Source organism: Yersinia sp. 2542 StPb PI, from assembly GCF_048593855.1.
GTDB lineage: Bacteria > Pseudomonadota > Gammaproteobacteria > Enterobacterales > Enterobacteriaceae > Yersinia > Yersinia enterocolitica_E.
On the sequence record NZ_JAZGQA010000130.1, the window covers coordinates 1 to 13326 of the forward strand.

The following is a 13326-nucleotide window of genomic DNA, read 5'->3' on the forward strand; positions in this document are numbered from 1 at the left end:
ACCTAAAGAAAAGCGCATAAATATAATCCATAATATCATTATGGATTATATGGTGTCATATTTTCTCTTAAAAAATATTGCGAGGAAGGAAATACATTGTCTCCGGTTAGATGTAATAGCTAGCCTAGCTACTAATATTCTCCGGTTTACAATGAATGCAAATGAAAACATTATTTCGGCAGCACTATCGCCAGCATTCTATTGCACATCCGACCAATCTAAGCACAATCATTATTACGAAATTAATCATTCTATCCGAATAACCTTAATTAACTCAACAGACTTGACTGGAGCACATTATGAAACATAACCAACCGGCTCAACCCTCACGCCGAACAATCCTGAAACAAACACTTGCTGTCTCTGCTTTATCGATTACCGGATTGGTGACGTCATTGGTACCAGCGATCTCCTTTGCAGCGTCATTAAGTCAAGAAGAACGTGATGGCATGACACCGGATGCAGTGATCGAACATTTTAAACAGGGTAACCTGCGCTTTCGGGAAAATCGTCTGGCGAAACACGATTACCTAGCTCAGAAACGCAAAAGTATCGCTGGTCAATACCCTGCCGCGGTGATCCTTAGTTGCATCGACTCGCGTGCACCAGCAGAAATTGTGCTGGATGCAGGAATTGGAGAAACCTTTAACTCCCGTGTAGCGGGGAATATCAGTAATCGAGATATGCTGGGCAGCATGGAGTTTGCCTGCGCCCTTGCTGGCGCAAAACTGGTACTGGTTATGGGGCATACCCGCTGTGGTGCTGTGCGCGGTGCTATTGATAATGCCGAACTAGGTAACCTAACGGGGTTGTTGGATGAGATTAAACCGGCGATCGAAAAAACTGAGTACAGTGGAGAACGTAAAGGTAGCAATTACGATTTTGTCGATGCTGTTGCCCGAAAGAATGTCGAACTCACTATCGAGAATATCCGTAAAAAAAGTCCAGTACTGAAAAAGTTGGAAGACCAGAAAAAAATTAAGATAGTTGGCAGCATGTATCACCTTGCTAGCGGTAATGTTGAGTTTTTCTAGGTTAACTGCAACGGTCCGGATTTGGAAACAGTCAGACTCCCAGTTCATTAAACGACCATTAGATTTTCTCTCTGAAGCCAATGTATGTGTTGGATAATCAGAGGGATGCATCTTGCATACGTACAGTAATCCAGACAATTAACTGACAAAAAGGAATTGATATGAAGGTTTCGGCTATCATTGCATCTCTAACTCTGACTGGTTTTTGCTTTGCGGCAAACGCCTCTACTCCTAGTAATATCGCCGTATATGCCACTGAACAATCTCAGGGGTCTATATCCATTGGTGATAAAACTGCCTACACTAAAACCTTTAAGGTCTCCATAGCAAAGTTATCAGCAGATACTGTTGATTTATCGAAATTTTGCCTGAAGGCTTACTCTCCAGACAAGAAAGAATTCAAACTCGATACGGTTGATGAGGTTTTAACCTCTGGTTCCCTGAAAGAAGGTAAACCAGTAAAGGGGATCGCTGTGTTTGCTTCTGAGAATGATGCTGTTCTCAACGCTGCGTTGGTAAAGATCTCCGACGATTGTAAATAATCTGATAAGGCAGCATGCTGGCTGCTTTCTTCGGTTTAGATTTCCCATATTGTCTTATGCCGCGAAAGTGTTCGGTAAACTGTTGCGAACAACTCTGCCAGATCGCTGATAGAATATTGGTCGGTTTCGTGCATTCGGCACAGCTCTTTTTGTCGTTTATCCGACAGTTTAGGCTGTTTAGGGGGGAGGGGACCGTTGCTCCCCAAACCCTGTATTATCCTGCCAGAGCTTTACACTGCTGATAGCCGGAGGCTGGATAGGCTGCCAGCGTCTCGTACAAAGCAGCGCGCAAGCTCCCGGATTGGCAGAAATCACAGTGTCCACCTGCATCTATATCAGCAATACGGGCTTTCTTGTTTTCTTCCCGCACCAGGTAGGTGCTAGTATAGCTATAGGTTTTTCCCCTAACCGTGCCGTAGGTGAAGCGCACCTTTACTGTGCTCTGGTCCCTGCTGTGAGCTGTGGGGTGGGATGAAATAATTTTAGAACCCAATACATAATCCCAGGCATTGGGCAGGAAAGGGTTGCCCTCAACAAAGGGGGGCTTTTCGTCTGGAGTCATCCGCGTGGCAATTTCTCGCGCAGCCGAGGCGGCGTGTAGCAAACAGAGCAGCTCGTCTGAGATAATGGTTGGCAGTGCACCGTCCAGATCATCCTGATAGATGCCACTCGGTTTGAGTTTACGTTCCCAGCTTAGAAACTCGACCACTTTGGCAGTTGCCCGTGCGTTGGATGCAGACCTTGCGTGTACAGGCACGATCAGGGCAATCGCAAGCAGCGAACATAAGATCACTTTCATTATTCTACTTCCTTATTAGGGGTGGGGTTCCGCGCTCATTTCCACAAAAAGTCTCAGGTCTGCTAATTATCACTATTAATTACATACAATATCTTGCTAGTTTTGGGCCTTCTCCTTAAACGGGATTAGAGATATGAATAGTGTGGAAGAAACTGGCCGACATTCGGGTCATTACTTTTTCATTCTTACCCACCATTCAAATAAGGAAAGAAAAAGAGTAGGTTACATCTGGTTTTTGCCTTCCATGGTGCTATCCGACTGGATAGACACCAATGACAATTTTCCTTTCGTGGCCAAATGTTTCATCAAATCGACTCAAATGATAAAGATGTTGAAAAATAGGGGGTTTAACTTATTTAGTACATCTCAAACAGGCACTCAGCTTTTAGTTAGATACCCGAAGAATATCTTATCTCCCTAGAATACATGTTTTTTTGCGCAGTAGGGTGAGGCTGTCCGTTGGAATTCAACCTCGCCCGTCAGTGCGGCACATTAGGGGGAATTCCTATTTTTTTTGAAACATTTCCTAAAAACTCCCAGCTTGCAAAATGGACGTTCACCTATTTAACTTTGTTGCTTTCAACAGCATCTTTTGCCTTGTTCACAATTCGTATAACGGTTCTTTCAGATACATCAGTGAGCCTTGCTGTATCCCTGAGACTTTGACCATTTTTGATGCGTAGCTCTATTATTTTCTCATGCAAAAGACGATCTGCCTGCCGTCCCTTAAATTTCCCTGCGGCTTTTGCTTTGGCTATCCCCTCTTCCTGGTGCCGACGTCAATCACTGTAATCTTTGCGCGCAATAGCAGCCAACATNTCCAGCATCATGCCATTAATGGCTTTCAGCATGGCCAGAGTAAACTCATCAGGTGCATTCGGAGTCAGTGCCATATGAATTGTGGGTAAATCCAGGCTAACAACGACAAGCCTTTTGTCCTGAATAAGGTGCTTTAGCTTTTGCCAGCCGTCCTCATCCAGTCGGGAGAGTCGGTATACCTGTTCGATAAGAATTATGTCACCCGGTGCCGCATCATCGAGTAGCCGTAACAGTTCTGGCCGCTGGAGTGACGGCCCGGACACATTTTCGGTGTACCAGCTGGCCATCCGAAAACCTTTCTCTTCCACAAAGGCTTTCATGCGATTTTTTGCCCGGAGCGCATCTTGTTCTTTCGTGGAGGCGCGGAGATAGCCATGAATATACATTTTTTACTGTGAGTTCAACGGGTCGACGCAACGCTATCCTTAAAGAAGGGAGGCTTGTCACAGTGATCTATGCAATGGACAAAAAAGTTATGCACATCAATTACCGAATAAAAATGCTGGCTTATGGCATTAGTCTGTAAGGACGGGATAGGCATCATTTTCATTGAAAAGAGTGATAAGCTAACCACAGTTAAAAAAATTTGGGTTGTATGGAAGATGGAGGTAAATATGATTTTCGGTGACCCATATCGCTTTGCTATCTGGGCGGAATATATTCCGCAGTGGGGCGAATCTATTAAGAATGGTTTTTTTTATTTTTTTGTAAATGGGAATATGTACCCAAATGACATCCGCACATCAACATTGTTTGTTGATTTTTATGATGTTATTGATCCTGAGAATGCTCTCGTAACTCAGCCATGTGATGATGGAATTTTTAATGCATCGACAGATGAGGCTTTTGATACTCTATTTACACTAGCCTATCCACAGTCAACAAAAGATAATGAATATCCTGATCAGGTGTTTGATTTTCGTGCATCACCCACGATTATTAACGAGTCTGGAGCATGTTTTTTTGCCGTTTCAAACAAAGATTTCGTTCGAATTTTAGGTGGGAAAGTATCTATGTTAGTTGACCGTGATGAGAGGCGCGTTTGGGAAAATATAGAGCATCCTGTTATTGAGGATATAATTATTGAAAAAAATGAGATAAATATGATAATTTCAAAGTTGAAGGAATATTCTGCTTCTTTATTTTAGTTATCGTATGACTGGCCTCTGTCAATAGGACGAGGCTCCTGAAGTTAAGTCACTAATCCCCCACCTCTTACCACAACAACCGAAGCACAATGAGTGCGTTTGTGACGTCCAGCTTTTCAACATCGATGATGCGTGAGTTGCTCCTAATTGACTGACATAAATTATGTCAGCAATGTCCGCTCCTGGCACTAACCAGCCCACTAAGTTAGAAAATGTCGGCTATGAGCGAAGAGCGGAAGTTCAGGATTGTTCTCACTGCTCCCGTTGATTAACTCACATTCTGTGAGTTAATCAACGGGAGCAGGTTAGAGGCTATGTAGTACCAGCGAAAAAAATAACAAGATCTGCCACAACATGAGACTTCCAAGGAGCTAGCAAGCCACCTGACCCCCAGCGTATCCATCCTTGGATAACCGCGTAACACCCCAGCCTTGCCACCTGGAATACCTTGCCAATGCAGGCAACCAAACGATATAGCCTGTAATAGTATGACCCACTCTGTTGAAACACGTTCAGAACTCAGTTCCTTGAATAGGATTCCGCGAAAAACCCATTTTTCAACCGCCGCATTTATGCAATAGAAAGCCACACCCGCAGAAATAATGATCCACAATGACAAATGAGGGATCATTGCTGTAAATAATGATAAGTCTGGAGATAAGACCGAATACCATACAAAAAGCCCAAACGTAGCACTACTCGCACCCAGAATAGAGTAGAATCAGGTGCTCGCATGCCATTCAGACTTACTTGACCACCACTTAAACCTTGTTTTTTCTGGATGCCTTAAACGAATACATGCATAGACCGCTAATCGCAATAGCACTAAGGTCAGGCCCTTAGTGCTATTGCGGTGTTATCTTTTCTTTTTAATGCATTAAAATGCATTACTCCTAAAATTAAGCCCCTCCCTCAACCAGCACAAAAGTTCCGGTCGCAGCACCTGTACGTATTGCTCTGGCTGCCTGATATTCAGGACTCTCGTAAAAACGCTTGGCCTCGGCANAAGATGCAAACTCAAAAACGACGTGCCGTTCATGTGATTCTCCCTCAAGGTTTTCATACTGCCCAGACCAGGCAATAACCTTAGGACTGAACGCCTGCATTGCTTCTCCGGCAGCCTTGGCATATTCGGCGTAGGCAACAGCGTCCGATACGGTGACATGCGCGATCAAATAACCTTTATTCATTTCTTTATCTCTTTTGTTAGACGTGGTTTATTCCAGCGCAATGCAGTTCTACAGGCAAACATGCAAGCAACGGGATAGGGGTTTTTACAACGTTTTAATCACATTCAGTTTCTGAGGGCTGGAGGATGCCTGGCAGCGAGCGGCGTCCTGATGCTCAATCATCCATCCCGGATAATAAGGAGGCAGAGCGCTTACCTCATCCGTTCTGTATGCCCATAGCCAGAGTGATAGACGACTACAGATTTAATCATTGAAAGGGTTTGAGTCATGATAATTGCCTTCAGCAAGTGTCTGCGCTGGATAACGCGGTGTGAAGACAGTCTATTAAGTATTACAGTAGCCATAAATAACCTAAAAATTAACGCACTGTTATCTTAAAGAGGAACAATGAAAAATCTTGAGGCACTGATCATTTTCGCGCGCGTGGCAGAAATGAAGAGTTTTACCCAGGCAGCTGAAAGCCTTGGTATTCAGAAAGGGCGTGCTTCAATGGTAGTGCGCGAGCTCGAACATGACGTAGGCGCTACGCTATTGCACCGCACCACGCGGACTGTGCAGTTGACCGAAGATGGCCGCATTTTTTATTCGCGTGCACGAGACCTGCTGGCGGAAGCAGACGAACTGCAGTCAATGTTTTCACCTGGCGGAATGTCACTGCGAGGGCGTTTACGTGTTGATATGCCAGCTATTTTGGCACAAAGTGTCATTATTCCCGCACTACCGCAACTACTGGATGCTCACCCGGAATTCGAACTTGAGCTTTCAAGTACTGACCGCCGTGTTGATCTGGTTCTGGAAGGATTTGATTGCGTAATTCGTCTGGGCCCCATTGTTGATGAGACCCTGATTGCCCGGCCGCTGGGAAAATTACGGATGATCAATGCGGCGAGTCCAGGCTATCTGAAACGCTTCGGTGTGCCACAGACGGTTGATGATCTTCTTAATCAAGGACACAAGATGGTTCATTACATGCGAAATTTTGGCGCGAAACCTGACGGATGGGAATATCCGTCAGGTGATGGCTACAATTCGCTGATGTTACCCGGCACGATGACGGTCAACAGCGTACCGGCCTACCACGAAGCAGGACTGGCGGGTTTGGGTTTAATTCAGGGAGGTTATTCAGCGCTCGTACCCCATATCAAATGTGGCACATTGGTTGAAGTCCTTCCCAATCTGCGGCCCAAGCCGCTAAATGCATCTTTCGTCGTCGCGCACCGGCGCAATCTGTCGCAACGAGTGAGGGCTTTTATGAATTGGACTGAGGAAGTGTTGAAACCTTATTTTGGCTAATGTCTGAGTGAACGAGTAGAACGGAGGAGGTGAAAGCCTACGTATGTGTTTGTTCCTTATTGATTAACACAACGTGTTATTGGACATGTCAGTTACTGGCACAAATCTACCCACGGCTACAATCAGGGGCGGCTATGAGCTTTTGTATGGGAAGATTATGTTCCCCGTAGCTTCATATGCAACAAAGGGTATGGCCTGCCCTGGCCGTCAACTTCAGAACGACCCACAGTTTCAAAACCGTGTTTTTTATAGAAGGTAACAGCCTGAGGATTCTGTTCGTTTACGTCGAGCTCATCAGCGCCCTGCTCGTCGATAGCATGTAGCAGGAGTAATTTCCCGATGCCTTTTCCGCGTTGATCTGCATCCACAAAAAGCATTTCAATGCGGTTTTCGCTTACCCCTATAAAGCCCGCGATCGAACTGTCACAGCTAAGACGAGCGAACATAATTGTCAGACCAGGAAGATACGTATGCAGTATCAGGGGGCGTAGCGCCTGAATATCCTGTTCCTGTAAAAAATCATGTGTAGCACGTACCGATGATTCCCAGACCTTCAGTAATATCGGGTAATGAATTTGGGTACATACTTCCATATTTATCATAATCTTATAATCCGTTAATTGACATCATATTGCCATGATAGCTGTGTGGTATTATTTGTCACTATGTGGCGTACATTTGTCTGCTTCTGGCTGTGAGTTCAACTGGTCGACGCAACGCTATCCTTAATGGCCCTTGTATATCGCCAGATTAGTGCAGATTGATTCTATCGATTTTCTTTTAAACAGATTCACATTTTACTCGTTATCACTCCTGCATCTTAACAACCACTTTTCCTTTCGCATGTCCCTGAGCAAGGTAGGTAAGCGCCTCCTTCGCCTCTGCAAAGGGGAACACCTTGTCGATCACAGGCTTGAGTTGTTCCGCTTCTATGAGTTTGCCGATTTGGGTGAGTTGACTGCCATCAGGACGGACAAAGAGAAATGAATAGGTCAGGCCCCGTTTTTTCGTAAGAAGCATAATCTTGCGGCTCATCAGCCCGAAAACAAAACGCAGCAAGAAGTTTAGTCCCCGAGCCCGTGCGAACGCGGTATCTAACGGCCCGGTGAGAGAAACAATCTTTCCACCAGACTTTAGAATTTGGGTGGATTTTTCAATTAAATCGCCTCTGACAGTGCCGAGAACGATATCGTAACCACTCAGCACCTTTTCGAATTCTTGCTTTTTATAATCAACCACTTCGTCTGCGCCAAGACCACTCACCCACCCGACGTTGCCTGAACTTGTTGTCGTTCCCACTTTTGCGCCAAGGTGTTTCGCCAGTTGGATCGCAAAACTGCCAATTCCCCCGGAACCTGCCGGGATGAAAACCTTCTGACCAGGCCGCAACCTGGCTCGCTCTGTCAGCGCTTGCCAGGAGGTGAGGCTCACCATCGGGAGTGAAGCGGCCTGCACGAAATCCAGGTTTGCGGGTTTCATGGCTGCGGCGCTTTCAGGCACCACCGCAAATTCGGCAAGAGATCCCGTTCCCCTGTCGAATATGCTGGCGAAGATTTCGTCGCCTGGCGTAAAACGCGTCACGCGACTCCCCACGGCAACAACAACCCCGGACAAGTCACTGCCCAATGTGGCGGGGAGTTTAAAATGCAAAACAGGCTTAAATATTCCGGTTGGGATCATGTTATCAATCGGGTTCAAACCCACAGCGTAAACTTTAACCAGCATTTCATCAGGGTTGAGTGAAGGATAATCTATGTTATCGAACCCCAATTCAGGAGATTTACCATAGCATTTAAATGTAAATGCTTTCATCGTCTTAGTTTTCATTTGTCGTTTACCCTGTCGCGTTTGTCAGTGAAATTTTTCTTAGCGGATCTGTTGCTGAGTACAAAGGCAATCCCCAGGAATAGCTCGATAAATACTGCAAACAGGATCTACCCGTTAGACGCTTCGCCGATACCTGAGGAAGCGCCTGTAACCAGTGCTACACGTTTTTTTGTCATTGCTGAATAAGGGCTTCATGATGTGTTTGAAGTTTCTCATCAAAGATGAGACGACACGCTGTAAGGGATTTATGTCGGATTTACCTCTCTGCAGAACAGCCAAAAGACCGTTCTGCAGAGTGCAACTTATTGACTAAATAGCTTTATATCGCTCTGCGGCTTCATCTTGCTTGATATCTGAAAGCAGAGCCTGACGCGAAGCATCGAGGGTGTCCCAGCGGGCTGCATTATGTAAAGGCGGGATGGTGACGAGTTCACGGCGATCAAAGCCCACCAGTGCGGCATCCACTAACTCGCCCACTTCCATGAATTTTGCCGAGTTACTGATATCGATACCCGCACGCTCCCAGATTTCCGTGTAAGTGCCGGCAGGAAGCACCGCCTGGACATAAATGCCCTTAGATGACAGCTCTACATTCATTCCCTGAGACAGGAAAAGGACAAAGGCTTTGGTTGCGCCGTAAACCGTCATGGCAAATTCCGGGGCCAGGCCTACGATAGAACTGATGTTGACGATCGATCCCTCACCCGCTTGCACAAAGCGTGGTGCCACAGCACTGGCGAGTCTGGTCAGGGCGGTGACGTTAAGCGCGATAAGGCTTTCTATCGAATCGGGCGTCTGCTCTGTAAAACTGCCGGACTGCGCGATACCCGCATTATTGATAAGAATGCCAATCTGTGCGTCTTCACGCAGGCGAGCTTCGACCGCGGCTAAATCACCCGTTTGTGTGAGGTCTGCAGGCAGAACATCGACAGAAATATCATTTTCTTGTCGCAGACGCTCGGCCAGTATCTCTAACTTCGCTTTGTCGCGCGCGACCAGAACCAGGTCGTGGCCCCGGCGGGCGAACCGTTCAGCGTAAACAGCACCAATACCCGTGGATGCGCCTGTAATAAGAACTGAAGCTTTAGTCATAAGTTGATCTTCTTTATTAATGTGTAAACAGAATTCGCAATGTGCGATGCAGGCAGAACCGTGACACCTGCTGCTTTACTTGCTGGCCTCAGTCAGCGACGGGTAATCGGTATATCCCGCTGCGCCACCGCCATAAAGTGTTTCAGGATTGAGTGAGGCCAGAGGTGCGCCCGTCTTCAGCCTTTCGACCAGATCCGGGTTGGCGATGAACGGACGACCAAACGCGAACAGATCGGCTTTGCCTTCTGCAAGCTGAGCGGTCGCCAGCGGCAGGTCATAGCCGTTGTTACCGATGTAGGTGTTTTTAAAGCGCCGGCGCAGGGAGTCGTAATCGAACGGTGATACATCACGCGGGCCGCCCGTAGCGCCTTCAACCACATGGAGGTACACGATACCTAATGCGCTAAGTTGGTCAGCGACGTAATCATATTGCGGCTGCGGATCACTGCACGAAATCGCATTAGCAGGCGAAACCGGTGAAATGCGCACGCCGGTGCGGTCAGCACCAATCTCCTCTTTAACGGCCGCCGTGACTTCTAACAGCAGGCGCGCCCGATTCTCGACAGAGCCGCCGTACTCATCGGTACGCTGATTGGCGCCGTCTTTAAGGAACTGTTCCAGCAGATAACCATTCGCGCCGTGGATCTCTACGCCATCAAATCCGGCGGCAATGGCATTGGCAGATGCCTTTCTGAAATCGTCGATAATCCCCGGTATTTCCTGCAACTCCAGCGCACGTGGCTCAGAGACGTCAGCAAATCCGTTGTTCACAAAGGTCTTAGTCTCGGCACGGATGGCGGACGGAGCAACCGGCGCAGCGCCACCAGGTTGTAAATCGACATGCGAAATTCGTCCTACGTGCCACAGCTGTACAAATATGCGCCCACCTTTGGCATGCACCGCGTCAGTCACTTTGCGCCAGCCATCGATCTGAGCCTGCGTATAGATCCCCGGCGTATCCTGATAGCCCTGCGCCTGAGCTGAGATCTGCGTGGCTTCGGTAATCAACAATCCTGCGGTGGCACGCTGGGCGTAGTAAGTCGCTGCCAGTTCGCCGGGAACCAGACCTGCTCCGGCACGGTTACGCGTCAGCGGTGCCATCACGATATGGTTGGCAAGGGTTATTGTCCCAAGATCATAGGGTTGAAATAATGGTTGGTTGGTCATGTTTATTCCCTCTGCTTAATGGTGGTTGAAGTCTTAACTTAATGATGATGATCATAATCATTAAAGTCAATTCTTTTGATTATGACCATCATCAATGTATACTTACCCCTATATTTTTAGAGGATTGAAAAACATGAAAGTGTCGAAAGAGCAGGTTCGTGAAAACCGAATGCGCATTGTTGAAACGGCCTCAGAACTTTTTCGTGCGCGCGGTTACGATGGCGTGGGTGTCGCGGAACTGATGTCAGCGGCCGGTTTAACCCACGGCGGGTTCTACAAGCACTTTGGCTCTAAGGCTGATCTAATGGCGGAGGCAATGAGCTGCGGTTTTACGCGATCCGCAGAAAGCACGGCAGGTGTGAACCGGGAAAAATTTATTCAATACTACCTCTCCCGCCAACATCGCGATGATATGGGAAAGGGTTGTGTGATGTCGGCACTGGGCGCGGATACAGCCCGTCAGTCTGAGTCAATCAAGGCGACATTTGCGGCAGGGATTGAACGTCAACTGTCACTTTTGGGAGATGAAAATGGAACGCGCGCTGACCTCATAGATACCATTGCGCATCTTGTCGGCGCCCTGGTGCTGTCCCGTGCTTGCCCTGATGATTCCGCTCTGGCAGATGAAATTCTGGATGTGTGCCGCGCCCGTATTCTCAGCCAGGAAGTCCATGCGGATTGAATGTCCGCCACCTTATGGCCGGACATTTGCCGGACTGGCCAGATGATCAAGTGCTGAAAACCAGACATGCTGTCAGAATAAATCGAGCTGTTTCGTGTCTTTATTCCTCTTATTGCCTGATTTTTCGCCTGCGTCAGATCGCCTAACATGCTGACCGTTAGATTTTTCGCGAAATCCCGGCGCCGGCGCCAGCCCGTGTCGCTGCCGGATTGTGGAGACTGCAGTCTTTGCCTGATGATGCGCTACGGCAAAATCGACCAGCGGCAGACAAAAGGTAACGCCTGACAGATGTTCAGCCTGTTTTTGCAGGCTGGGCGGCATATTCCAGGGCTCGAAGATCCAGACATCACTGACGACGCGAAGTTCAGGTACCAGAAGCAAGGGAGGAGGAAGACCATCGCTAGAGAAACCTTGGTTATCTTTAGATATCAGTCGAGCAACTTACTATTAGGAATAGAGAGGTTTTAAATTGAAGTCTTTACAACTAAATAAAACTGGTGTTGGTAACATAACTGTAGATATTGATAATGGTGATGTTGTTTTCCTTATTGGATCAAACGGTTCAGGGAAATCTTCGCTAGTTAATCATTTTCATAGGCAATTACCAGATAACCATGTAAAAATTATAAGTGCACACAGGCAGAATTGGTTCAGTGAATCAGTTATTAATATGACCGCTAGTGAAATTGAGAATTTAAATCAAAGCAATAGACACTATCGTACGCTAGTTGATTCTAGGTGGAAGTTATATCAAGGCGAAAGTACTAACAGAATGGTGGTGGCAAAATTAAAAAGGCACATTAATCGAAGAGCTAGAGATATAGAGTCTGCGTATGATAGCAATACTTTAAATGATCCGGAATTTAAAGCTCCTGAATCGCCTCTTGCAGTAATTAATTCTCTGATAGAAAAATCAAACATGGATATATCTATTCATGTTGATAAAGATGACAATTTCATTGTTAAGAACCGCAGTTATAATGATGATGTCGCATACAGTATTGCTGAGTTGTCTGATCGAGAGAAAAATGCGTTGCTTATTGCCGCTGACATTCTTACGTCAGAGCCTGGTACGCTCTCATTATGGATGAGCCTGAAAGGCACCTACATCAGGCAATAACACTCCCTCTTCTTAGTGAGCTAATCTCTTTAAGAAGTGATTGTTCATTTTTAATCTCGACTCATGAAATTCTATTCCCGTCTTTTTATCAATTCAAAAGTTATTTTACTTAGGTCTTGTGAGTATGTTTCGAAAGATCCATCATCTTGGACTTTAGATGTATTAGATGGTAGTGATGACATACCTGAAGAGATAAAAGAAAGCATCTTCGGCTCAAGGCGAAAGGTCCTTTTTGTAGAGGGTGATCAAAATAGCCTTGATTTATCTATATATTCATCTTTATTTCATGATTTTAGTGTAATACCAAAAGGAAGCTGTAAGGATGTTGAGGCTTCTGTTGTTGGTATCGCATCTAACCGTAGCCTTCAGTGGGTTGAAGCCTATGGGTTAGTTGATAATGATAATAAAACACAAGGTGAAATTTCCTCTCTTTTATCTCGGCGGGTTTATACCTTAGCTGTTCATTCTGTCGAGTCAATTTACTATCACCCAGAAGTAATACGAATTGTTATAAGTGCATATGCAGGCTATCTTGGAATAGAAAATGAAAATGAAGCTTTTGACAACATAAGTGAGGAAATAATTAAAGTGATGAATAGCAACAAGGATCGGT

Annotated in this window: 15 protein-coding genes and 1 pseudogene; 7 read left to right on the plus strand and 9 right to left on the minus strand. The window is 46.3% G+C overall.

Going from position 1 to position 13326, the window contains the following annotated elements:
* Window positions 1-299 precede the first annotated feature (299 nt).
* Both V1952_RS15100 and V1952_RS15105 read left to right on the plus strand, forming a co-directional pair.
* Window positions 300-1034: a carbonic anhydrase gene (locus V1952_RS15100; RefSeq protein WP_050123321.1), complete on the plus strand. Its 735-nt coding sequence runs from the start codon at window positions 300-302 to the stop codon at window positions 1032-1034.
* A gap of 161 nt (window positions 1035-1195) precedes the next feature.
* Window positions 1196-1576: a DUF4354 family protein gene (locus V1952_RS15105; RefSeq protein ID WP_050123319.1), complete on the plus strand. Its 381-nt coding sequence runs from the start codon at window positions 1196-1198 to the stop codon at window positions 1574-1576.
* A gap of 214 nt (window positions 1577-1790) precedes the next feature.
* Here the strand turns inward: V1952_RS15105 and V1952_RS15110 are convergent, their stop codons facing one another.
* Window positions 1791-2375 carry a hypothetical protein gene (locus V1952_RS15110; protein WP_050915036.1) on the minus strand — a complete coding sequence of 195 codons (585 nt, stop codon included), beginning with the start codon at window positions 2373-2375 and terminating at the stop codon, window positions 1791-1793.
* A 560-nt stretch (window positions 2376-2935) separates the two neighbouring features.
* Window positions 2936-3580: pseudogene (locus tag V1952_RS15115) on the minus strand (recombinase family protein).
* 228 nt (window positions 3581-3808) lie between these two features.
* Between V1952_RS15115 and V1952_RS15120 the strand changes: the two are divergent.
* On the plus strand, window positions 3809-4342 hold the full coding sequence (locus V1952_RS15120) for an immunity 42 family protein (RefSeq protein ID WP_050915042.1): 534 nt from the start codon (window positions 3809-3811) through the stop codon (window positions 4340-4342).
* A 268-nt stretch (window positions 4343-4610) separates the two neighbouring features.
* On the opposite strand, the gene V1952_RS15125 is transcribed toward V1952_RS15120, so the two are convergent.
* Together V1952_RS15125 and V1952_RS15130 are read right to left on the minus strand one after the other, a co-directional pair.
* Complete coding sequence (locus tag V1952_RS15125; RefSeq protein WP_420075022.1) at window positions 4611-4973, minus strand: type II CAAX prenyl endopeptidase Rce1 family protein; 363 nt, start codon at window positions 4971-4973, stop codon at window positions 4611-4613.
* Window positions 4974-5241: 268 nt separating this feature from the next.
* Window positions 5242-5532 carry a DUF1330 domain-containing protein gene (locus V1952_RS15130; RefSeq protein ID WP_420075023.1) on the minus strand — a complete coding sequence of 97 codons (291 nt, stop codon included), beginning with the start codon at window positions 5530-5532 and terminating at the stop codon, window positions 5242-5244.
* A gap of 387 nt (window positions 5533-5919) precedes the next feature.
* On the opposite strand from V1952_RS15130, the gene V1952_RS15135 reads away from it, so the two are divergent.
* Window positions 5920-6825, plus strand: coding sequence for a LysR family transcriptional regulator (locus V1952_RS15135; protein ID WP_420075024.1), 906 nt, complete (start codon window positions 5920-5922; stop codon window positions 6823-6825).
* Window positions 6826-6980: 155 nt separating this feature from the next.
* Here V1952_RS15135 and V1952_RS15140 read toward each other — a convergent pair whose 3' ends face one another.
* From V1952_RS15140 to V1952_RS15155, 4 genes are all read right to left on the minus strand, one after another.
* Complete coding sequence (locus V1952_RS15140; protein ID WP_420071055.1) at window positions 6981-7427, minus strand: acetyltransferase; 447 nt, start codon at window positions 7425-7427, stop codon at window positions 6981-6983.
* Window positions 7428-7632: 205 nt separating this feature from the next.
* Window positions 7633-8652, minus strand: a complete 1020-nt coding sequence (locus V1952_RS15145; RefSeq protein WP_420075025.1) for an NADP-dependent oxidoreductase — start codon at window positions 8650-8652, stop codon at window positions 7633-7635.
* Between the two features lie 309 nt (window positions 8653-8961).
* A complete protein-coding gene (locus V1952_RS15150; protein WP_420075026.1) occupies window positions 8962-9744 on the minus strand; it encodes an SDR family NAD(P)-dependent oxidoreductase in 783 nt (260 codons plus the stop codon).
* 75 nt (window positions 9745-9819) lie between these two features.
* The gene (locus V1952_RS15155; protein ID WP_420071052.1) at window positions 9820-10911 is read right to left on the minus strand and encodes an alkene reductase; all 1092 of its coding nucleotides are present in this window, start codon (window positions 10909-10911) and stop codon (window positions 9820-9822) included.
* Between the two features lie 133 nt (window positions 10912-11044).
* Between V1952_RS15155 and V1952_RS15160 the strand changes: the two genes are divergently transcribed.
* Window positions 11045-11593 (plus strand): TetR/AcrR family transcriptional regulator, encoded by a 549-nt coding sequence (locus V1952_RS15160; RefSeq protein WP_420075027.1) that lies wholly within the window; start codon window positions 11045-11047, stop codon window positions 11591-11593.
* Between the two features lie 72 nt (window positions 11594-11665).
* On the opposite strand, the gene V1952_RS15165 is transcribed toward V1952_RS15160, so the two are convergent.
* A complete protein-coding gene (locus V1952_RS15165; RefSeq protein ID WP_420075028.1) occupies window positions 11666-11974 on the minus strand; it encodes a hypothetical protein in 309 nt (102 codons plus the stop codon).
* 88 nt (window positions 11975-12062) lie between these two features.
* On the opposite strand from V1952_RS15165, the gene V1952_RS15170 reads away from it, so the two are divergent.
* Window positions 12063-12713: an ATP-binding cassette domain-containing protein gene (locus V1952_RS15170; RefSeq protein WP_420075029.1), complete on the plus strand. Its 651-nt coding sequence runs from the start codon at window positions 12063-12065 to the stop codon at window positions 12711-12713.
* A gap of 63 nt (window positions 12714-12776) precedes the next feature.
* Window positions 12777-13326: DUF4435 domain-containing protein (locus V1952_RS15175; RefSeq protein ID WP_420075030.1), on the plus strand; the 550-nt coding region annotated here is incomplete at its 3' end.